Annotated in this window: 21 protein-coding genes, 1 tRNA gene and 1 pseudogene; 17 read left to right on the forward strand and 6 right to left on the reverse strand. The window is 72.8% G+C overall.

Going from position 1 to position 15,552, the window contains the following annotated elements:
- Positions 1-2: 2 nt before the first annotated feature.
- The 14 genes from QQK45_RS19015 to QQK45_RS19080 all read left to right on the forward strand — a co-directional run bounded on the left by QQK45_RS19015 (position 3) and on the right by QQK45_RS19080 (position 8,286).
- Positions 3-899, forward strand: coding sequence for a DUF5047 domain-containing protein (locus QQK45_RS19015; protein WP_284294561.1), 897 nt, complete (start codon positions 3-5; stop codon positions 897-899).
- Positions 900-1,023: 124 nt separating this feature from the next.
- Positions 1,024-1,149, forward strand: coding sequence for a hypothetical protein (locus tag QQK45_RS19020; RefSeq protein WP_284294562.1), 126 nt, complete (start codon positions 1,024-1,026; stop codon positions 1,147-1,149).
- Positions 1,146-1,523: a hypothetical protein gene (locus QQK45_RS19025; protein ID WP_284294563.1), complete on the forward strand. Its 378-nt coding sequence runs from the start codon at positions 1,146-1,148 to the stop codon at positions 1,521-1,523. Before QQK45_RS19020 ends, QQK45_RS19025 begins: the two co-directional genes overlap by 4 nt.
- Positions 1,520-1,948, forward strand: a complete 429-nt coding sequence (locus QQK45_RS19030) for a hypothetical protein (protein WP_284294564.1) — start codon at positions 1,520-1,522, stop codon at positions 1,946-1,948. Before QQK45_RS19025 ends, QQK45_RS19030 begins: the two co-directional genes overlap by 4 nt.
- A 529-nt stretch (positions 1,949-2,477) precedes the next feature.
- Complete coding sequence (locus QQK45_RS19035) at positions 2,478-2,816, forward strand: hypothetical protein (protein ID WP_284294565.1); 339 nt, start codon at positions 2,478-2,480, stop codon at positions 2,814-2,816.
- Positions 2,813-3,091, forward strand: coding sequence for a hypothetical protein (locus tag QQK45_RS19040; protein ID WP_284294566.1), 279 nt, complete (start codon positions 2,813-2,815; stop codon positions 3,089-3,091). Before QQK45_RS19035 ends, QQK45_RS19040 begins: the two co-directional genes overlap by 4 nt.
- Positions 3,092-3,271: 180 nt before the next feature.
- Complete coding sequence (locus QQK45_RS19045) at positions 3,272-3,856, forward strand: hypothetical protein (RefSeq protein WP_284294567.1); 585 nt, start codon at positions 3,272-3,274, stop codon at positions 3,854-3,856.
- A gap of 37 nt (positions 3,857-3,893) precedes the next feature.
- Positions 3,894-4,265, forward strand: a complete 372-nt coding sequence (locus QQK45_RS19050; protein WP_284294568.1) for a diguanylate cyclase regulator RdcB family protein — start codon at positions 3,894-3,896, stop codon at positions 4,263-4,265.
- A complete protein-coding gene (locus tag QQK45_RS19055) occupies positions 4,262-5,050 on the forward strand; it encodes a collagen-like domain-containing protein (RefSeq protein WP_284294569.1) in 789 nt (262 codons plus the stop codon). The genes QQK45_RS19050 and QQK45_RS19055 overlap by 4 nt, the downstream gene beginning before the upstream one ends.
- A gap of 104 nt (positions 5,051-5,154) precedes the next feature.
- The gene (locus QQK45_RS19060; protein WP_284294570.1) at positions 5,155-5,739 is read left to right on the forward strand and encodes a C40 family peptidase; all 585 of its coding nucleotides are present in this window, start codon (positions 5,155-5,157) and stop codon (positions 5,737-5,739) included.
- A 6-nt stretch (positions 5,740-5,745) separates the two neighbouring features.
- Positions 5,746-6,087: a hypothetical protein gene (locus QQK45_RS19065; RefSeq protein WP_284294571.1), complete on the forward strand. Its 342-nt coding sequence runs from the start codon at positions 5,746-5,748 to the stop codon at positions 6,085-6,087.
- 136 nt (positions 6,088-6,223) lie between these two features.
- Positions 6,224-6,658: a hypothetical protein gene (locus QQK45_RS19070; protein WP_284294572.1), complete on the forward strand. Its 435-nt coding sequence runs from the start codon at positions 6,224-6,226 to the stop codon at positions 6,656-6,658.
- Positions 6,659-6,856: 198 nt separating this feature from the next.
- Positions 6,857-8,020, forward strand: a complete 1,164-nt coding sequence (locus tag QQK45_RS19075) for a LamG-like jellyroll fold domain-containing protein (RefSeq protein ID WP_284294573.1) — start codon at positions 6,857-6,859, stop codon at positions 8,018-8,020.
- Positions 8,017-8,286, forward strand: a complete 270-nt coding sequence (locus QQK45_RS19080) for a hypothetical protein (RefSeq protein ID WP_284294574.1) — start codon at positions 8,017-8,019, stop codon at positions 8,284-8,286. The genes QQK45_RS19075 and QQK45_RS19080 overlap by 4 nt, the downstream gene beginning before the upstream one ends.
- 58 nt (positions 8,287-8,344) lie before the next feature.
- Here the strand turns inward: QQK45_RS19080 and QQK45_RS19085 are convergent, their stop codons facing one another.
- Complete coding sequence (locus tag QQK45_RS19085) at positions 8,345-8,530, reverse strand: hypothetical protein (RefSeq protein WP_284294575.1); 186 nt, start codon at positions 8,528-8,530, stop codon at positions 8,345-8,347.
- A 67-nt stretch (positions 8,531-8,597) separates the two neighbouring features.
- Between QQK45_RS19085 and QQK45_RS19090 the strand changes: the two genes are divergently transcribed.
- On the forward strand, positions 8,598-8,885 hold the full coding sequence (locus QQK45_RS19090) for a hypothetical protein (RefSeq protein WP_284294576.1): 288 nt from the start codon (positions 8,598-8,600) through the stop codon (positions 8,883-8,885).
- Positions 8,886-9,040: 155 nt separating this feature from the next.
- Here the strand turns inward: QQK45_RS19090 and QQK45_RS19095 are convergent.
- The 5 genes and pseudogenes from QQK45_RS19095 to QQK45_RS19110 form a co-directional block, all read right to left on the reverse strand.
- Positions 9,041-9,125 (reverse strand) — tRNA-Leu (locus QQK45_RS19095).
- 118 nt (positions 9,126-9,243) lie between these two features.
- A complete protein-coding gene (locus QQK45_RS19100) occupies positions 9,244-9,828 on the reverse strand; it encodes an HNH endonuclease (protein ID WP_284294577.1) in 585 nt (194 codons plus the stop codon).
- Between the two features lie 159 nt (positions 9,829-9,987).
- Positions 9,988-10,590 (reverse strand): DUF1684 domain-containing protein, encoded by a 603-nt coding sequence (locus QQK45_RS19105; RefSeq protein ID WP_284294578.1) that lies wholly within the window; start codon positions 10,588-10,590, stop codon positions 9,988-9,990.
- Positions 10,591-10,732: 142 nt separating this feature from the next.
- A pseudogene (locus tag QQK45_RS23465) lies at positions 10,733-11,695 on the reverse strand (alpha/beta hydrolase); the annotation flags it as partial.
- A 20-nt stretch (positions 11,696-11,715) separates the two neighbouring features.
- The gene (locus QQK45_RS19110) at positions 11,716-12,606 is read right to left on the reverse strand and encodes a hypothetical protein (protein WP_284294579.1); all 891 of its coding nucleotides are present in this window, start codon (positions 12,604-12,606) and stop codon (positions 11,716-11,718) included.
- A gap of 123 nt (positions 12,607-12,729) precedes the next feature.
- Between QQK45_RS19110 and QQK45_RS19115 the strand changes: the two genes are divergently transcribed.
- Positions 12,730-13,536: a metal-dependent hydrolase gene (locus QQK45_RS19115; protein ID WP_284294580.1), complete on the forward strand. Its 807-nt coding sequence runs from the start codon at positions 12,730-12,732 to the stop codon at positions 13,534-13,536.
- Between the two features lie 422 nt (positions 13,537-13,958).
- Positions 13,959-14,807, forward strand: a complete 849-nt coding sequence (locus QQK45_RS19120; RefSeq protein ID WP_284294581.1) for a serine protein kinase RIO — start codon at positions 13,959-13,961, stop codon at positions 14,805-14,807.
- Positions 14,808-15,552 lie beyond the last annotated feature (745 nt).

Consider the following 15,552-nt stretch of genomic DNA (forward strand, 5'->3'; position numbering starts at 1 on the left):
GCATGTGGCCGCTGCCTGACGGGTACGGCGACGTCCTCACGAGCTCGCACGGGCTGCAGGTGTTCGTGGACGTGTGGAAGGGCGGGGTGCGGCTGACCCCGAACGGCCTGCCGATCACGGGCGGGACGATCACGGTCGACCGCACCCAGTCCACGCGGCGGTCCGTCTCGCTGACGGTGCCGCCGTTCCTGCGCACCGGGACCTACAAGAAGGCGCCGGCGCTCCCGTCCGCGCCGGGCGACGTGCTGGGGCACTTCGGGCAGGAGCTGCGGGTCACCCACGCGCTCGTCACGCCGTCCGGGGCGATCCTGCCGGTCCCGGTGGGCCGGTTCCGGATCGATGAGGGCGCCGGCTCGGACCTCGGCCTGACCGAGGTCACCGTGACCGGGGTGTCCCGCGAGGCGTACGTCGTGGAGGACACGTTCTCGGCGCCACGCACCTTCTCCGGGCCGTCCGGCGTAGCGATCATCCGGCAGCTCATCCTCGAGACGCTCCCGTCGGCGGAGGTCGCCGTGCTCACCCGCCGCGATCGGCGGGTGACGCCGACGACGTGGGACGACCGGTGGACCGCGATCCAGGAGCTCGCGACCTCGCTGTCCGTGCAGGTCTACGCGGACCCGATGGGCCGGTTCGTCATCACGGACCTGCCGACGATGCAGACGCCGCCGGTGTGGCGCTTCCAGCCGAAGGCCGGTGGGTCGCTGCTCGACGCATCGCGCACGTCCTCGCGGCAGGGCGTGTTCAACCGGTGGGTCGTGCAGGGCGCGACCCCGGACGGTGCGACGGCCCCGATCCAGGGGTCGCTCAGGACGACGTGGCCGGTTCCCCGACCCGGTACGGCGACCCGGATGCCGGGTTCTTCGGGAAGGCCCCGACGACCGTGTCGATGCCCAGCCTGACGACGCTGGCGGACTGCCAGGCGTACGCGCGCACCCAGCTCGCGCTGTCCACGGGGGCGCGGAGTCCCTGAACCTGTCGGCGCTGCCGCACGCGGGGCTCGAGGCGCTCGACGTCGTCGAGATCGTGACCGACCCCGACCGGACCTACGCGACGGCGAGGCGCCACATGATCGACTCCTTCACGCTCCCGCTCACCGCGGCCGGGCAGTTCTCGGTGGCGACGCGTGACATCGGGCCGGTGACGTCGTGACGTCCCCGGCGGCGCTACGACGCCTGGCCCTGTCGATGCTGCCGGCCCTGCCACGAGTCGGGTTCGTGCTCGCCGTGACCGCGACCCTGGCGACCGTCGCGTTCGAGGACGGGTCCTCGGCCGACTCGCTGTCCTGGGTGTCGTCCGGGTACACCCCGGCCGTGGGCGACCGGGTCCTGGTCCTGCCGTCGGACACGGGCTGGGTCGTGGCCTCGAAGGTCACCCCACGTCCAGCGTTCACCGTCTCGACCGACGTCACCGTGACCCCGACCCCGCTCACGGTGTACGAGCGGGTTGAGATGCAGGGCACGGTCCAGGAGGTCTGGGGGCGTGGTCGGACCCGACCGTCGAGGGCGGGAACTTCGCGGAGATGACCGCGGAGTCCGGGCTGGTGCGGTTCCGGGTCGGCACGTTCGTGCTGCTCGACCTCGCCGCCGCTGTCCCGTCCGGGGCGACGATCACACAGGTGCGCCTGTCCATGCCGCACGACGGGACGAACGACCCCGACGCCGACACGCAGTCGCAGATCGCCGCGGCCCGGCCCGTGTTCTGGCTGCACAACCTGACCTCGACGCCGCCGCCCGGGACCGCACCGGCGTTCACCGCCGGCCCCTACGCCGGGCCCCTGGTGAACCTGGGCGAGGACGTCACGGTCACCATCCCGTCGACCTGGGTGACCGCGCTCCTAGCCAGGACGGCCACCGGGATCGCCGTGTACTCGGCTGACGAGGCGGACGGGATCTTCGTGTCGTGGGCGGGCATGACCGTCACCGTCACCTACACGGGAGGTGCCGCGTGACGTCCCCGAAGGCTGCGCGCCGCCTGTTCGAGTCCCTGCTACCACCGCAGCCGCGTACCGGGTTCGTCACCGCCGTGGACACCGGGGCCCAGCTCGTGACGGTCGCGTTCGAGGACGGGTCCACCACCCCGTCCCTGTCGTGGGCGTCCTCGACGTACACCCCGGCGCCCGGGGACCGGGTGCTCGTGACCCCGACGTCGACCGGGTGGGTGGTGCTCGGGAAGGTCACGCCCCGCCCGCAGCTCATCCCGGACCAGCAGGTCCTCGTCGCGCCGTCCCACCTGTACTCGGGCGAGCAGGAGATCCCGACCGACGGGTCAACGCCGGGCGCCTGGTGGTGGTACGACAACGACCCATCGTCGACCATCGGGCAGCGGACCCTCATACAGCAGGGCCTGGGCGACGCCCAGTCGGGCGACCCGACGACCCGCCCGCCCTACAACTACCTGCACGCCTCAGCGTTGACCTACCCGGTCGCCGCGGCTGTCCCGTCCGGGGCGACGATCAGCCAGGTCCAGCTCGTCTTGCGGTGCGAGCAGACCTTCTCTGGCGGCAACGGGTCCGCGCGCCCCGTCTCCCCGTCCTGTACGGGCACACCTACACCGGTCTGCCGTCGGGGGCGCCGTCGTGGGCGAGCGGCTACGGCCCGATGCGCGCGCCGGCGTTCGTCATCGGCGATGTCCAGGTCATCACGCTCCCGGCGGTGTGGGTCACCGCGCTCATCGCGAGCACGCTCGCCGGCATCGGCCTGTACGACACGGACCCGTCGAACGGGTTCATGTCTCTCGACCTCGGCGCCCTGGACGGCGGGGCGTCGATCACGAACTCGGGCTACCTGCTCATCACCTACTCGGGAGGCACCACGTGACGGACACCACCGACGACGCGCCCGCCGAGGGTGACGTCGTCCAGACCCCGACGGAGCCCACCCCCGTGGACAACACCACCGCCCCCGACGTCGTGCTGCGCGCGCTCGGGTTCGACCCCGAGGCCGTGCAGGCCGTGATCCTCACCCCCACGTCCGTCGTCGCGGTCGCAGCCGACTACCCGGACCCGCCCGAAGCCACCGGCTACCCAGAGACCGACGGGTCCCAGCCGGTCGTCCCTGACGAGCCCGAGGGCGTTGCGGACACGAGCGCGTAGTCCCTTAAGTCGCCGCGCGCACCGCTGCGCTCCCACACGTACCCGAACCGGATCAGCCTCGCAGGTGGCTCCCCCTCGAACGACTCGAGGATCACTCGCGGCGGTGCGGGGTACGGCAGCACGGCGATCGTTCCCATGCCTCCGAGCACCCCACGACCCACCGACGCGAGGAGCCTCGCCATGCCACAGCCTGACCCGATCCAGGGGTTCACCGGCCTGCCCGCCTACCTCGAGACGTACCAGATCCCGGACACGCTCGCGGCGATGTACAACTTCCTGCTGAACCGGGCGATCCCCCGGTTCGCCACGACGACCGCCCGCGACGCCGCGCTCCCGTCCCCGACCGACGGTATGGTCTGCGTCACTGGCACGGGCACGTCGCTCGTCGTGTGGATTCAGCAGGCCGGTGCCTGGAAGACCCTCTGGCAGCCGCCCGCAAGCACGGTGCCCGCCCTCACCGGCGCGGCCGGGACGGACGGGTTCGGCCTCTACCGCGACCCTGACGGCACCGTGAAGCTCGAGGGCACGGTCACGAAGACTTCGGGCAACTGGTCCGTCGCGGGCGATGTCGCGTTCACCATCCCGGCCGGGTTTCGCCCCGCAGGCTTCCGACGGTTCGCGCTGCCTGCGTACGCGTCCTCGAGCGCGACCGGGACTCTGCTGGCATCGATCAGCGGGAGCACGTTCCAGGTCACCATCCAGCTCAACGGATCCCTGGCCACCAACGTCGCCTACTTCTCCCACAGCTGGCGAGCCGCAGCCTGACCGTCCACCAGCCAGGGGGCCACAGTGAGGACCGCGCATGAGCCCTGAGACCGAGCCGACCCCGTGGGAACTCATGCGGGTTCTACGCACCATCGACGGCAAGATCGACAACCTCGTGACGAAGGACGTCTTCGCGGCCGAGACCCGGCGCACGGACGAACGGTTCGCGTCCCAAGGCCAGGACATCGTCGATGAGCGCGCCGAGCGAGTAGCCGCACTCGCCGCAGAGAAGTCGGCTCGGGAGAAGGCCATCCTCGAGGTCGAGCAGGACCTCAACAAGGCGATCGTCGCAACCGGGAACAGGCTCGACTCCCTCGTCGCCTTCGCGCGCTGGGCTGCCGGGGCGTTCGGGGCCGTCGCGCTCGCCGTCCTCGTGTTCGTCCTCCCGCATCTGAGGTGGGGATCATGATCTGGAAGACGATCCGCTGGCTCCTCGCTGCGGCGCTCGTCGTCGTAGTAGGCGTCGGGCTCGGGCTCATCCTGCGCATGCTCGGCGACGCCGCAACCCAGCGCGCCGCCCAGGGTCAGGAGATCTCCGCCCTGCGTGACACGGTCACCCAGGCGAACCAGAAGCTCACCGCGAAGGGTGAGCAGCCGGTGCCCGTCCCGACCGTCACGACGAACCCCGATACGGGTCGCACGACCGTCATCCAGGGTGAGCAGGGATTCCCCGGCAAGGACGGCACCAACGGTGTCGACGGCGTCGACGGCAAGGACGCGACCGACGAACAGGTCCAGGCACAGGTCGTCCTCTACTGCTCGCTGCACAACGGCTGCAAGGGCGCGGACGGCCAGACGGTCATCGGCCCTCGAGGCGCGCCCGGGCAGGACGGCCAGTCGATCACCGGGCAGCCGGGCAAGGACGGAGCCGACGGAGCCCCGGGCAAGGACGGGCAGAACGCCACCGATGCCCAGGTCGCTGCCGCGCTCGCGACCTACTGCACCGCGCACGACGACTGCCAGGGGCCGGCCGGCAAGGACGGCTCCAACGGCGTCGACGGCAAGAACGGGACCGACGGCAAGAACGGGACCGACGGCAAGGACTCGACCGTCCCTGGGCCTGCTGGACCTGCGGGTGCGACCTGCCCCGACGGCTACACCATGAGCGCCCTGACGATCTACGGCTCGATCCCCGACGAGCCCGGCACGAACGGCTACCACGACGTCATGGCCTGCATGCCGAACGCAGGCTGACTTTCAATCTCGCCGCCGAATGTAAGGCAAACGGCGAGTTCCTACAGATCTCCCCGCACCGTCCGGCGTCGGGGCACTTCGTCATGCCCAGGAGGCACCACCCCATGGCACGCACCCCAGCCCAGGCGATCGCCTGGGCCAAGACGCAGCACACCGGCTGGAACCGCCTGTGCCTCGCGTTCGTCCGCACCGCCTACGGCGTCGCCTCGAAGTACGGGCGCGCCGTCGACGCGTGGAACGCCGCCCAGCACAAGCACAAGACCTCTGACCCGAAGGCAATCCCTGCCGGCGTCCCCGTCTTCATGCAGGGCAAGAACCCGGCCGGGCACGTCGCGATCAGCCTCGGCGGCGGCCAGTGCTACACCACCGACGACACCGTCGGCGGCCCCCGCGAGCTGCCCATCGCGACCCTCGTGCGAGTCGGCTACAAGCTCCTCGGCTGGACCGAGGACCTCAACGGCGTCCGCGTCTACACGCCCCCGGATGTCCCCGGCTGGTTCACCGTCGATGTCGCCAAGGGCTCGCACCTCATGGGCCGGGCCGGCGCGTCGACGAGCTCGAAGGTCAAGTACCGCCGGGCTCGGGGCTTCCGCATCTACGCCGTCAAGCAGGTCACCGCGGGCGGCCACACGTGGCTCGTGACCCGCTACGGCACCTACTACGCCAAGCAGTACACGAAGAAGGGCTGACCCACCGTGAACCTCATCCCCGACAAGCTGCAGCACGCCGCGAAAGCTGTCGTCGCCGCGCTCGGCGCCGTCGTCGCCGTCCTCCTGCAGGTCGTGCCCTCGCTGCCCGACGAGTGGCAGGCCGGGCTCACCGGCGTCGTCGCGGTCCTCACCGCGATCGCGACGTACTGGGTGCCGAACCTCCAGCGGATCCTCAACGAGGACCCCGACGACAGCGCACCCGCCGTCGAGCTCGGCGACGTCGACCCGTCCGAGGCGCAGGACACGGCCGAACCCACCGACGGCACGGGCGTCATCTCCGACCCCGCCGTCACCAACCCGTCGCCGGACTTCACCCCCGATGCCTGACGACGGCTATCAGCCTCAGGTGGTGCAGCGCTGGTACACGTGCGAGCGCTGCACCGCCCGGTGGCCGTCGGAGGCTGCGGCCAAGTGGTGCGCGGTCCAAGACGACCAGGACGACCGAGACAACTAGGAGCTCGACATGGCACTGACCATCACCGCCGCCCTCGCTGCGGCCGTCGACACCGACGCCACGAACGCCTCGGCCGCTGCCTACGCGACCGCTCTCGGCTCGGGCGCGACCATCAAGATCTACACCGGCACCAAGCCGGCCACCCCGGAGACGGCCGCGACGGGCACTCTGCTCGCCACGGTCACCGTCTCGGGCGCCTGGACCGCCACCACGGACGGGTCGGGCAAGCTGTCCGCCGGCAACCCTGCTGCCGCGACCGTCGCCGCTTCTGGGACTGCCGGGTGGTTCCGCGTCGCCACGTCCGCTGGCACCGCGATCCTCGACGGCACCGTGGGCACCACCGGGGCAGACCTCAACCTGTCCACTGTGGCCCTCGTCGCCGGGGGCCAGGTCGACCTCGACGCGCCGACCCTGACCGTGCCCGTCACCTCGCCTGTCGCCTGATCGGAGGCTGCCGTGGCTCTGATCGCCGAGTACGGCTTCAACGAAGGCACGGGAACCACGGCAGCGGACTCGTCCGGGAACGGCTATGGGCTGACCGTCGCATCCAGTCTTTGGGCCCCGGGGCACACGGGTAGCGGTGTCATTCCGACCGGCACCTCACCGACTGCTCGCGCGCTTGGAACGGGCACTCTGACCGCGATGACCGTCATGGCATGGGTCAAGACCCCGGCGTCATGGCCCGAATCCGGCGCCGACCTGAACATCGTGTCCGACGACACGGGCGAGTGGTACTGCACGATCACGCAGTCGGGCAAGCCGGCGACCTGGATGCAGACCGGTGGGCGGATCGCATCCAATGCGCTCACCACCAACGCATGGCACCACCTCGCCTACGTCATCTCCGGAACCTCGAACACGCTCTACGTCGACGGGACGGCGGTCGGGACCTCGATGAACGGCGGGTCGGCGACGGCACTGGCTGCCCTGCGCGCTGACCCCTGGTATATCGCAACCGCGTTCGGCGACGAGACCTCCTCGGCGATCACGCAACGCACCATCGACGACGTCCGCATCTTCAACACGGCGCTCTCGGCGTCCGACATCGCGACCTACATGAACACCCCAGTCGCGCCCGCTGTCACCGGCGCGATCGCCGCCACGACCCCGACGGTCGCCGCCGGCGTCGCCACCGCGACCATGACGGGAACTGTGACCGCTCCGGCCTACACGGGCGCCCTGGATGCGACGACCCCGACCGTGACCGTCGAGGTCGCGACGTCGGCACTCACAGGCACCGTCACCGTCCCGGTCTACACCGGCAGCCTCGACGCCACCGGACCCGGCGTCCAGGCTGACGTGGCGTCAGCAGCCTGGACCGGTGTCGTCACTGCGCCCACCTTCACGGGATCCCTGGACGCCACCAGCCCCGAGGTGAGCATCGGCGTCGCCACCAGCGATCTCACCGGAACCTACACGCCACCGGGAGCGATCGCCGGGGCCATCGACACGACCACACCCCAGGTCGGCGTCGAGGTCGCGGAAGCCGCATGGACCGGCATCGTCACCGCGCCCACGTACACCGGGACGCTCGACGCAGCCACGCCCACTGTGGTTGCCCATGTCGCTCAGGCGGAGATCTCCGGCACCTACACGCCACCCGAGGCCCTCACGGGCTCGCTCGATGCTCAGACGCCCACCGTGGCCGTCACCGTCGCACAGGCGGCATGGCAGGGCACCTACACCCCGGGCGGCGACTGGCGCGACATCACCGTGCGCGTCTCCGGCCCGTTCGGACGCGACCTGCGCATCGGCAGACCGACCGGACGCCAGCTCTCCATCACCGGCCCACGGAGGGACCAATGAGACTCAGCCCGGATGCCCGCGAGTACGCTCACTGGACCATCACGGCCGACGTCACCGGACTGGCCTACGAGGTCGACTTCGACAAGACCGACGACTGGCACCCGCTCGAGGAAGCCGACGGCACCTACAGGATCCTGGTCGCCGGCCCCGACGCAGAAGGCGAGGGCACCATCCCCCTCGCCATCGGCCGGCACCTTGCCAGGATCCGCGTCGTCGACACGCCCGAGATCGTCGTCCGCGACGCCGGACCGATCGACGTCGGCTAGCACCCAGACACCACAGCGCCCCGCTCTCCTTCGGGAGGGCGGGGCGCTTTTGGCGTTCCTACTCGGCAGTCGCCCAGTAGCCGACATCAACCCATTTGGCACCCTCGAAGCGCTCGATTCCGAGCCGAGTCCCCGGCTCCACCGTGTGGAGGTAGTGCGCCAAGAAGATGGTCGGGTTCCCTTGATCTGGCGACTCAAACTCAGTGAGAACAGAACCCTTGTCGTCGACGATGCGATGCTTCATGGCTAGAAGGTAGGCCCACGGGCATCGCACCGCCAGGGTCTGTCCCACCCCCGCGCGACACTCCCCCATGACCGCGCCCACCTTCCACGACCCCGCCGGCCACTCCTGGGACTCCGGCCGCGACAGCTGGCAGCAGATCCTCAACGCAGTCGACATCCCGCCCTTCCACGAACAGCGGCACATGACCCCCGTCGCCGTCCGCGCGCGCGTCGTCTGGGAGCGCGATGGGCAGGAGACCATCGAAGGGCGTGTCGGGTACTGGGCCGGGCGCGCCGTGCTCGTGCACTGGCGCGACCCGAGGCTCAGGGTGCAGGGTGCTTGGTTCGACGTCGGGGACGTGGCGCGGGTCTCGTGAGGCGCTCGCCGTGTGTTCGACGGCGAATCAATGCCATTCAGCGGTGGCCGTGGGTACACGGTGTGGGTACACGGGCTTTCGACGGTGACACGAAAGAGGCCGCTCGCCGGGCGTAATGCCTGGTGAGCGGCCTAATTCGTCGCTGTCTCAACGAGTGTCCGGAGGGGGACTTGAACCCCCACGCCCGATAAAGGGCACTAGCACCTCAAGCTAGCGCGTCTGCCATTCCGCCACCCGGACAGGTGACACACCCGCGGATCGCCCCGGCTCTCGCCGGTGCTTCCCCTCGGGGCGCGGGTAGAAACATAGCACGAAGCGCGCGGAGGTTTCGAACCCGCCGCGAGGTCCACGCGCTGCGTCAGCCCTGACCGATCAGGTCCCAGACCATGCGCTGGAGCGCGCTCGCGTCGCGAGGCGGATGCGGCTCGAACAGGAGCCGCATCCCGGCCTCCTCGGGGGTCCGGTCGGCCTTGCGGTTGTTGCACGGCGCGCAGCACGCGACGAGGTTCGTCCACGTGTTGAGCCCGCCCCGGGACTGCGGGACGACGTGGTCGATCGTCGTGCCCCGTCCCCCGCAGTAGGCGCACGTGTGCTTGTCGCGGGCGAGGACCTGGCTGCGGCTCGCCGTCTCGGTGGTGGCCTGGACGTCGTACGGGACGAGGACGTAGTGCCGCAGCGCGACGATCGTCGGCCACGGCAGCGTCAGGTGCCGCGAGTGCACGAACCGGTCGGGTGCGGCCTGGACGACGTCGACCTGCTCGTTGACGAGGAGCGTCAGCGCGCGAGGGGTCTCGACGAAGCACAGGACCTCGTAGGACGCGTTGAGGAGCAGGGTGCTCGACCGCACGAGCCGGTCGGCGCCCGCGAGCGGGCGGGTCGCGTTCGCCATGGTGCGTGCGGCGGTCGCGTGGGTCGCCGTCGCGCGCGTCGTCGTGCGCGTCATCGCCGTCACCTCCCCGGTCGCACGAGGCGGGCGGAACAGCCCGCGCTTCGAGTATGGGCCGGACCGGGCCGTCAGGACGAGGACATTCCTGCGAGACGGCGCACGTGTCGCCGGATCGTCACGTCCCGTTCGGCGCCGCGTCACCCGCCCGACGCGCGGTCACGCCAGGCGTTCGCCCGCCTCGACCGGCGTCGTCGTCCGGTTGCCGGCGGGGGCGAGCGGGCACACCCACCGCGGGTCGTAGCGGCACGAGGGGTGGTAGGCGAAGTTGAGGTCGACGACGAGCGTGTCGTGGGTCCCACCGAGGTCCGCGCCCTTCGCGGTGTCCAGGAGGTAGCGCCCTCCCCCGTACGAGCCGGCGCCCGCGGTGCCGTCGCGCAGCGGCAGGAACAGGCCGCCGCCGTACTGGGCGAGCCACCACACGTCGAGGGACCCCACGCCGGGGACCTCGACGCGGCCGACGCGCTCGAGCGTCGTCGTGCCGTCGTCGCCCGCGCCCAGGGCGAGCGTCGCGGGCTCCGCGGCGAGCAGGCGCGGCTCGAACCGGAGCGCCGGGTCGTACGGCCAGTACGGCAGCCCCGACGCGCGGAGCGGGTCGCCCGGCGGCAGGGGGCTCTGCGGGTGCTCGGCGAAGAGCCGGTCGCGCCCCTCGCGCCAGTCCGCGTGCGCGGCCGCCGGGTCTTCCGTCACCCGGGTCCGCACGTGCGCGTACAGCTCCGCGACGCGCCGCCGCCAGTCCGTCAGCTCGAGGTGCCCGGTCATCCGCCCACCCTCGCACGGACGAAGCCGACGATGCGCTCGAACGCGGCAGCGCCGTCGTCGGTGTCGAGCTCGAGCTGGTACTCGTGGCCCAGCGGCGGCCCGTCGCCGTCCACGAAGAACAGGGAGTCGACCGCGACCCCCGCTCCTGGAGGAGCGCCGCGAACGCGCGCGACTGCGGCTCGAGCGGGTCGGCCCCGCCCGCCGTGACGAACGCCGGCGGGAACGCGGCGGTCACGTGGGCGCCGACGTCCACGCCGGCCGTGAACGCAGCGTCGTCCCGGAAGCCGCGCGAGCCCGAGTACGCCCACCCGATCGCGCCGAGCACGTGCCGGAACGGGCCGGTGTCGGGGACCTTCGCGAGGTCGAAGATCCCGCAGCACAGCACGACCCCGCGCAGCGCGCCGGCGTCGAGGGGCGAGGTCACCCCGAGCAGCCGCGCGTAGGCGGGGTCGGTGAGGGCCGCCGCGACCTGGGCCGTGATCTGCGCTCCCGCGGAGTCCCCCGCGAGGACGACGCGCGACGGGTCGACGTGCAGCCGGCCGGCCTCCCGGGCGACGTGCGCGAGCGCCGCGACGACCTGCCGCACGGGCGTCGGGTACCGCGCCTCGGGGGCGCGGTCGTAGCCGACCGCCACGACGGCGAACCCGCGGGCCGCGAGGGTGCGCAGGTAGCCACCCAGCTCGTCCTTGGTGCCGCCGACGAACGCGCCGCCGTGCGTCCACACGACCACCGGCAGGGCACGGCCGGCCTGGACGGCGTCCGGCGGGACGTACACGTCGAGGCGCGCACGCGACCCCTCCCCGTACGCCTCGTCGAGCACGGCGTGCACGGGCGGCGCCTCGGCGAGCTGCCGGGCCGCCCGGTCGACCGTCGAGCGCGCGAACACGCGGCGCACCACCCAGCAGGTCGGGCGCGGCGAGACGAGGAGCGTCGCGCGCAGCCCGGCCGCCACCGCGCCGAACGCGACCCGCTGCCACCACGTCGGGTGGAACTCGGCGCCGCCCGCGGGGACGACGCTCTCCGTCCCCGTCGCCTCGCCCGTCACGCGGTCTCCTCCCGTCGACGCCGCGCCGCCATCCTGCCGGGGTCCGGCGGCGACCGCCACCGTGCCGCGCCGACGCCCCGTCAGCGCGCGGCCGCGAGCGCCCCGAGCGTCGCGTCGTCCGCGACGAAGCCGTCGGCGTCGAGGAGGGTCCCGCCGAGCCCGTCGCGCAGGGCGCGCGCCGCCCGCACGAGCCAGGGTGCGGCGCGGCGGAGCGACATCAGGTCGAGCGAGCCGGGATCGTCGTCGGGGTTCGGGGAGAGCCAGGTCACGGTGCAGGTGTGCGGGCCCACCCGGCGCCAGTCGACCGCGCGCAGGGCGGGCGGCATGACCGCGTCGGCCTCGCCGGTCCGGACGACGACGGCGCCGTCGTAGTCGAGGTCGTGGCGCAGCGCGTCCGCGGCGTCGGTGGTGGCCGCGGTGGTCCGGACCGGCCGCGCGGACGGCAGGGCGGTGCGCAGGAGGCTCGCGACGTCGGCGAGCCCGGCGGGGTTCGGGGCGTACGCCGTGAGGCGCACGAGCGCGTCGTGCGGGCGGGGCACCAGCACCTGCCCCCCGATGACGACGACGCCCCCGACGTGGCGGGCCGCCGCGGTGGCCCACGCGGCGGCGGTGGGGTCGTCGGGCAGGCGGTAGGTGTCGACGTCGGGCCGCAGGCCGGCGTGCGCCACAGCCACGGCGGCCGCGGGTCCGCCGGGCGTGAGCGGTCCGTCGACGACGACGCCGGCAGCGAGCTCGAGACGCGCGACGACGAGGGGCGTCTCGGTGCGGGCCCCGCGGAACCGGGCACCGGTCGCGACCACGGGCAGGGCCGCCGCGTGGGCGTCGTCGGGGCTGAGGAGCCACCGCGCACCGTCGTACCAGGCCCGCGCCGCGGCGAACAGGTCGGTCCCTGCGGGCACCACCAGGTGCGGGGCGGGAAGCACCGCCGCGGGGGCGGCGAGCCGGTCGGCGACGGTCCAGGGCATCGTCATGGCGCGACGCTAGGCGGCGCGTGCTGCGCCGGTGTGTCCGTCGTGCTACGGCGGTGTGACGGCGCGACATGGGGGGATCGAGCGATTTGGTCCGGTCGGTCCGGAGATGGTCGAATCCTCACCATGATGGGTGGGCACCACGCCGCGAGCGGCGCGGCCGCATGGGTCGCGGTCACGGCGACGGCACCGTTCGCGTTCGGGTGGTACCCCGTCTCGCACGTGGGCGTCGCGACCGGGGCGGTCGTGTGCGCGGGCGCCGCGCTCCTGCCCGATGCCGACCACCACGACGGCACGATCGCGAACTCCCTGCCGCCGGTCTCGCACTGGGTGTGCCGCGCCGTCGGCGCCGTCTCGGGCGGGCACCGCCACGGCACGCACTCGGTCCTCGGGATCGCGGTCTTCACGGGGCTCGCGTGGCTGCTGGGCCACTGGCGGATGACGGTCGACGGGTTCGGCGTCGTGGACGTCGGCGCCGGCGTGATGGCCGTGCTGCTGGCCGCCTACGCGCTCAAGGCGCTCCGCCTCGTCCGCGGGAAGGTGGCGCCGTGGCTCGGAGCCCTGACCCTCGCGACGCTCGTCGCGTTCTTCTCCCCGACCGAGTGGACGTGGCTGCCGCTCGCCGTCGGGATCGGGTGCGCCGTGCACGTTGTGGGCGACATGCTCACCACGGGCGGGGTCCCGCTGCTCTGGCCGGTCAGGCACCGACCGCCGCGCTGGTGGGCGAGCACCAACGTGCTCAACGACGTGTGGAAGCGGGGCGGCAACGTCGCCCTGCCGATCCTGGGCGACGCGGGCTCGCGCCGGGAGTGGGCGCTCCTCGTCCCCGTCAGCGCGTACGCGGTGCTCGGTGTCGGGTGGGCGCTGCTCGAGCAGATGGGCTTCGACACCGCGGACGCGTACGCACGCGTGTCGGCGACGCTCGGGCACTGACCGCGGCCTGCCGCGAGCGAGGGCGCCCGTAAAACACGTGGCGTCCCTCTCGCACCCCGTGCGAGATTCAGGCAGGACGGCCCCGGCGGACGGGGCCCCGGAACGAGGGAGGTGCGTCGTGGCCGATGTCTTCACGCGCGCCGCTGCGCGCGCCCGCCGCCCCTTCCCTCCCGGAGTCCCGCGCACTGACGCCTCGGGCTCCGTGTCCCCTGGAGCCCACCCGTGTCGTACCCCGACGATCTCACTCGTCCTGTTTCCTCCTCCCCGCCCCGTCTCGGCGTGCCCGCTGGGACGACGACGAACCCGCCTCCTCCCACCGCGGCCCGCGACGGCGCGACGCCCTCGCCCGCGACGAGCTCGAGGGCCACGGCCGCGACGGCGTCGACCTCGCCCTCGCGCCCGACGACGGTCCGCACCTCGCCGTGGACGCCGCCCTCTTCCTCGACGACCTCGGCCCCGACCGGCGCTGGTCCACCTGGCACAGCGTCGAGAAGGGCGCGCGCGGCCCCGACCCCCTCCCGTCGTGGGTCGTGACCGCCGACGCCGCGATCGACACCGAGCTCGGGGTCCTCAAGACCGGCAAGGAGGCCGACGTGTTCCTCCTACGCCGTGCCGTGCCGGACGACACGCCGCCCGCCCGCCTCGCGGGGGCTGCGTCGTCGTGCCTGCTCGCCGCCAAGCGGTACCGCACCCTCGAGCACCGGGCCTTCCGGCGCGACAGCGTGTACACCGAGGACCGTCGCGTCCGCCGCACCCGCGACCAGCGCGCCCTCGACCGCAAGTCCGCGTACGGACGGCTCGTCGCCCAGGGCGAGTGGGCGTCCGCCGAGTTCGCGGCGCTCGGCGAGCTGTGGTCCGCGGGCGTCCCCGTCCCCTACCCCGTCCAGGTGGACGGGACCGAGGTGCTCATGGAGTTCGTCGGCGCGCCGGGCGGCGACCGCGACGACGCCCCCACGGCCGCGCCGCGGCTCGCGCAGACCCGGCCGGACCGCGACCTCCTCGGCCACTACTGGGACCAGGTCGAGCAGGCCATGACGACGCTCGCGACGCTCGGCTACGCCCACGGGGACCTGTCCCCCTACAACGTGCTGGCCGACGGCGACCGGCTCGTCGTGATCGACGTGCCCCAGATCGTCGACCTGGCGGCCAACCCGTTCAGCACCGACCTGCTGCACCGCGACTGCCGGACCATGGCCGGCTGGTTCACGGCCCGAGGGCTCGAGGTGGACGCCGACGAGCTCCTGGCCCGTCTGCTCGCCGCCGCCTGGTGACCGCACGCTACCGTTCGGTGCGTGACGCAGCACGAACCCGCCGCGCGCCCGGCCGCGGCCCGCCCCTGCGCGGCCTGGGCGCGCGGGTCGTGGTGCTCGCGCGGTTCGTCGCCGACGGCGACCCACGCGCCCTCGAGTCGGGCGCGCAGCGGCTCGGGTCGTCCCGCCGGTGGCTCCTGCCCGTCGCGTGGGCCGCGGGTACGCTCGTCCTGCTCGTGCGCGGCGTGCGGCTGCTGATCCTCAACTGGCGGCTCACGCTCGTCCAGCTCGTGCCCGCCGTGTGGGTCTGGCTCGTCATGTGGGACCTCAAGCACCACACCCTGCGCGGCGCGCCGTTCCGGGACCTGCACGCCCCCGGCGTCCTCACGCTCACCGCGCTGTCCGTCGTCGTGAGCGTCGTGGCGCTGTGGTGCAACACCGTGTTCGCGTACGCGATCGACGACGAGCCGCCCCGGATCGTCCCCGCCGCGCGACGCGCGAACAAGGCGGCCGGGCGCATCGTCTCGACCGGGGTCATGGTCGGGCTCGTGCTGGGTGCGGCCGCGTTCGTCGTGCCCCGGGCCGGCTCGCTGCTGCTCTACCTCGTGACGCTCGGCGCGGCGTTCGCGGTGATGCTCGTGCTGTTCGTCGCCGTCCCCGCCCGGATCATCGGCGCCACCAAGCAGCGCCTCACCCCACGCGAGGCGCTCGGTGGCTGGGCGGCGTCGAGCGCGCTCAGCGCCGTCGCGATGTCCCCGGGCTTCGT

The organism is Luteimicrobium album (genome assembly GCF_030161555.1).
Lineage (GTDB): Bacteria > Actinomycetota > Actinomycetes > Actinomycetales > Cellulomonadaceae > Luteimicrobium > Luteimicrobium album.